Origin of the sequence: Frankia sp. AiPs1 (assembly GCF_023716945.1) — a bacterium.
GTDB lineage: Bacteria > Actinomycetota > Actinomycetes > Frankiales > Frankiaceae > Frankia.
Genome location: NZ_JAMQQF010000650.1, coordinates 1 through 3,165, shown reverse-complemented (window position 1 = coordinate 3,165; position 3,165 = coordinate 1). Strand labels below are relative to the sequence as shown.

Sequence of the window (3,165 nt, the reverse complement as noted above, 5' to 3'; positions counted from 1 at the left end):
CTCCGGCCGCCGGCCGGCCCGACGAGCGGACCCCTGGCGCACCCAGGCGGACCCGCCCCACCCTCGCCAAGCGCCCCATCCTCGCGAAGCAGCCCGCCGCCGAGGCCCGGCCGGTCTCGGAGGCCCGTCCCGCTGCCGAGGCCCGTCCGGTCTTCGAGGCCCGTCCGGCTGCCGAGGTCCGTCCGGTCTTCGAGGCCCGTCCGGCCGCCGCGACAGTCCCCGCGCATGGCGCAGACACCTCGCCCACCTGGTCCGGAGACGTCCGGCAGACCGCGCCAGTGCGGTCCGCTGTGCGTGTCCCCACCCCGCCGACGCCGTCGACCTCGACGCCGTCGACCCCGAACAGCCCGGCCGCCGATTCACCGCCCGCCGGCTCCCACGCGCCACTGCCGACGAACACCCCGCCGCGACGCGGCGACCGGATCGTGGCTCGCGTCGCGGACCTGGGCCGCCGGGAAACCCGCGAGCACGACTCGGCCGACCAGACCGGTCAGGATCGAGCGGGGGCTCGCTCCTGACCATTCGCGTCCTGGGACGTCGGCAGGTAGGCGCTGGCCGCGCCGCCCCATGGGCCGGCCCGGGCCTGGACGCTCAGATCGCCCAGCATGCCGATCACCGTCGGCAGGTGCACGCTGACAGCGATCTCCACCGTGTCGGCGGCGATCCGGCAGTCCACCAGGCGGGTCCGGTTGGCGGCGCTGATCTCCCGGGCCCGTGCGCAGACGGCCTGCTCGTCGACCGGGGGCAGGGCTGCCGCGGCGAGCGCCGCGAGATCTGCCGCTGTCGCGGCCCGTTGTCGCGCGGCCCCGATCACCGTCAGGGTGAAGGCGAGGCCGGCCAGCGACAGCAGCGCGAACAGCACGGCGAGCAGCCACACCGTCGCCGATCCGCCGTCCCGCAGGTCCCGGGTCGCCGCGGGGGCGGCGAGGCCTCCCGGCCGGGGATGGCGGCCACCCGTGGTCACGGTGGCCCCGGCGGTGCGCAGTCCGGCGTCGTGCAGGCGACTGGTTCCACGGGGGTGATGGCGTGCGCCGTCACGACGAGTGCCGGCACCAGCCGCCCGAGGCCGGCGGCACCAACCGGCGCTGAGACCTCGACGTCCAGCAGGCCGGCATCGCGGTGCAGCCGCAGGGTCGCGCCGCGAGGCGCCGCCCGGGTCACCGCGGCCGAGATCGTCGACTGCGCCTCGCCCCTGGCCGCGAGCCGGGCGCCAACCCGCGCCGCATCGGCGCACCGGGCCTGCGCACCGACCGCCGCGAGCATCCAGGCCGCGAGGAAGAAGACGACGAACAACGAGGGCAGGCCCATGGCGAGTTCGGCCGTCGCCTGACCGCTGTCCGCCCCGCGGGTGATGTCCCGCCGGTGCCGGGTGACGGCCGGTGGGAGCGGTGTGGGATGTGCGCGGCGCCTGCGCGGCGCCGCCCCGGACCATCGCACTGGAGGCGCTCAGAACGAGACGGTCAGCGCGCGCTGCACGACCGACGAGACCAGCGAGCGGGTCGCGGAACTCGACACGACCGCGTAGAGGACACCGGCGAACGCGACTGCGGCGAGCGTGCCGACCGCGTACTCGGCAGTGGACATCCCCAGGTCGCGGCCGCCCGCGCCGCTGCGGTGACCGGCGAGGATCCGGCGCCAGGCGGCCCGGATGAACGGACCGCGGGGCGGGCGGGGCAGGCGATTCGGGGACGGGAAAATCCTTGACGGGAACATCAGGGACACCTCCGGAACGGGGCAGGGTTGGATCGGGTGATGCCTGTGCGGCTAGGCCGGCAGCAGATTCGGTAGGGACCCGAGCACGACGGGGACGACGCCGAGCAGCAGGAAGGCCGGCAGGAAGCAGAGCCCGAGGGGCGCGACGGCCAGCACGCCGGCCCGGCGGGCAGCGGCGATGCTCTCCGCGTGGGCCTCGTCGCGGGCCCGCTGGGCGAGCCGGACGAGGGCGGCGGCCGGTTTCGCGCCGGACGTCTGGGCCCGGTCGAAGGCGGCGACGGCCGCCCGCATCATCACGGTCCAGCGTGATCCCGGCGCCGTACGCGGATCGCGCCCCAGCAGCCGCGCCAGTCGCGCGGCACGGCCGCTGCCAACGGTGGCAGCGATCAGACGGTCGCAGGCCGCGAGCGCGTCGGCTCCCGCCGCCAGGTCCTCGGCGGCTCGCCGCAGCTCCCGGCCCAGCTTGCCGCCGTTGGCGGCGCCCACGGCCACCATGGCGGACACGACCGTCCCGCCGCCCCGCAGGCAGGCCGCGATCAGGTCGAGGGCCAGCGGCAGGTCGGCGAGCAGCCGCTGGCGCCCGGAGACGACGCGGGTCGGGTCACCGGTCCTGGCAGCGTCCATGGCAACCGGGGCCACCCGTCGTTCGACGCGGTCCGCGAAGGACCGCAGCCAGCGCAGTCCCGCCAGGTCCGCCAGACCGCCCGCGAGCAGGCAGGCGTTGCCGGCGGGGGTGGCGAGCAACGTGTGCAGCGGCTGGGCGCCGGCCAGCGAGCCCAGCGCGATCCCGGCCAGTGGGAGCGCGGCCACCAGTCGCCCGGAGGACCTCGGGCCGGCCAGCGCCGCAGCCAGTTCCCCCGCCCGCACGGCGTCGGCCCGGGCGAGCGTGGCCAGCATCGTCGTGATGGGGGCGAGCCGCGCCCCGACCAGCGTGCAGACCTGGTAAGCGATGCCGAGCTGGCGGACGGCGCCGGCCTCGCTCCGGCACAGCGCGACCCCGGGGTCGTCCGGTCCCGCGAGAGTGTCGGCCAGCCGGTCCAGCGAGATCCAGCCGGGGTGGCGGCCGGGGGCGCTACCGAGCTCCTCGATGCCACGCGCGGCCGCGTGCAGGGCGTGCCCGTGCGGACCGCCGGCGTCGAGTTCCGCCGCGTAGGCCGCGAGGAAGTCCTCCGCGCAGGCCCGCACCCTTGCCTGCCGGTGCCGTGCCCGCTTCCGCCGGACGGCCCGTGCCAGGCAGCCGAGCGCCACGGTGACGGTCGCCGCCGCGACGGGCCCGGCAGTCGCCGCGACCATCGCGACGAAACTCACCGCGACGAAACTCACCGCGATGCGGCGAGGCACGGTGCCGACCAGTACGGCTCTGGGTGCGTCGCCAATCGGAGCAGGTCGCCGCGTCCTCGTGGTTTCAACCGGGCCGCGGCGGCGGGCGCGGGCGGCCGGGCTCACGACGCC

4 protein-coding genes and 1 pseudogene are annotated in these 3,165 nt (G+C 76.8%); 1 reads left to right on the top strand and 4 read right to left on the bottom strand.

What is annotated here, in order from left to right; genetic code table 11:
* Positions 1 to 518, top strand: a pseudogene (locus tag ND748_RS28885) (hypothetical protein); the annotation flags it as partial.
* On the opposite strand, the gene ND748_RS28880 reads toward ND748_RS28885, so the two are convergent.
* From ND748_RS28880 to ND748_RS28865, 4 genes are all read right to left on the bottom strand, one after another.
* The gene (locus tag ND748_RS28880; protein WP_251749346.1) at positions 491 to 964 is read right to left on the bottom strand and encodes an Rv3654c family TadE-like protein; all 474 of its coding nucleotides are present in this window, start codon (positions 962 to 964) and stop codon (positions 491 to 493) included. The pseudogene ND748_RS28885 and the gene ND748_RS28880 overlap by 28 nt on opposite strands.
* A complete protein-coding gene (locus tag ND748_RS28875) occupies positions 961 to 1,353 on the bottom strand; it encodes a TadE family type IV pilus minor pilin (RefSeq protein WP_374216063.1) in 393 nt (130 codons plus the stop codon). The genes ND748_RS28880 and ND748_RS28875 overlap by 4 nt, the downstream gene beginning before the upstream one ends.
* A gap of 93 nt (positions 1,354 to 1,446) precedes the next feature.
* Complete coding sequence (locus ND748_RS28870) at positions 1,447 to 1,713, bottom strand: DUF4244 domain-containing protein (protein ID WP_251749344.1); 267 nt, start codon at positions 1,711 to 1,713, stop codon at positions 1,447 to 1,449.
* A gap of 51 nt (positions 1,714 to 1,764) precedes the next feature.
* A partial coding sequence (locus ND748_RS28865) for a type II secretion system F family protein (protein WP_374216062.1) occupies positions 1,765 to 3,165 on the bottom strand: 1,401 nt, incomplete at its 5' end.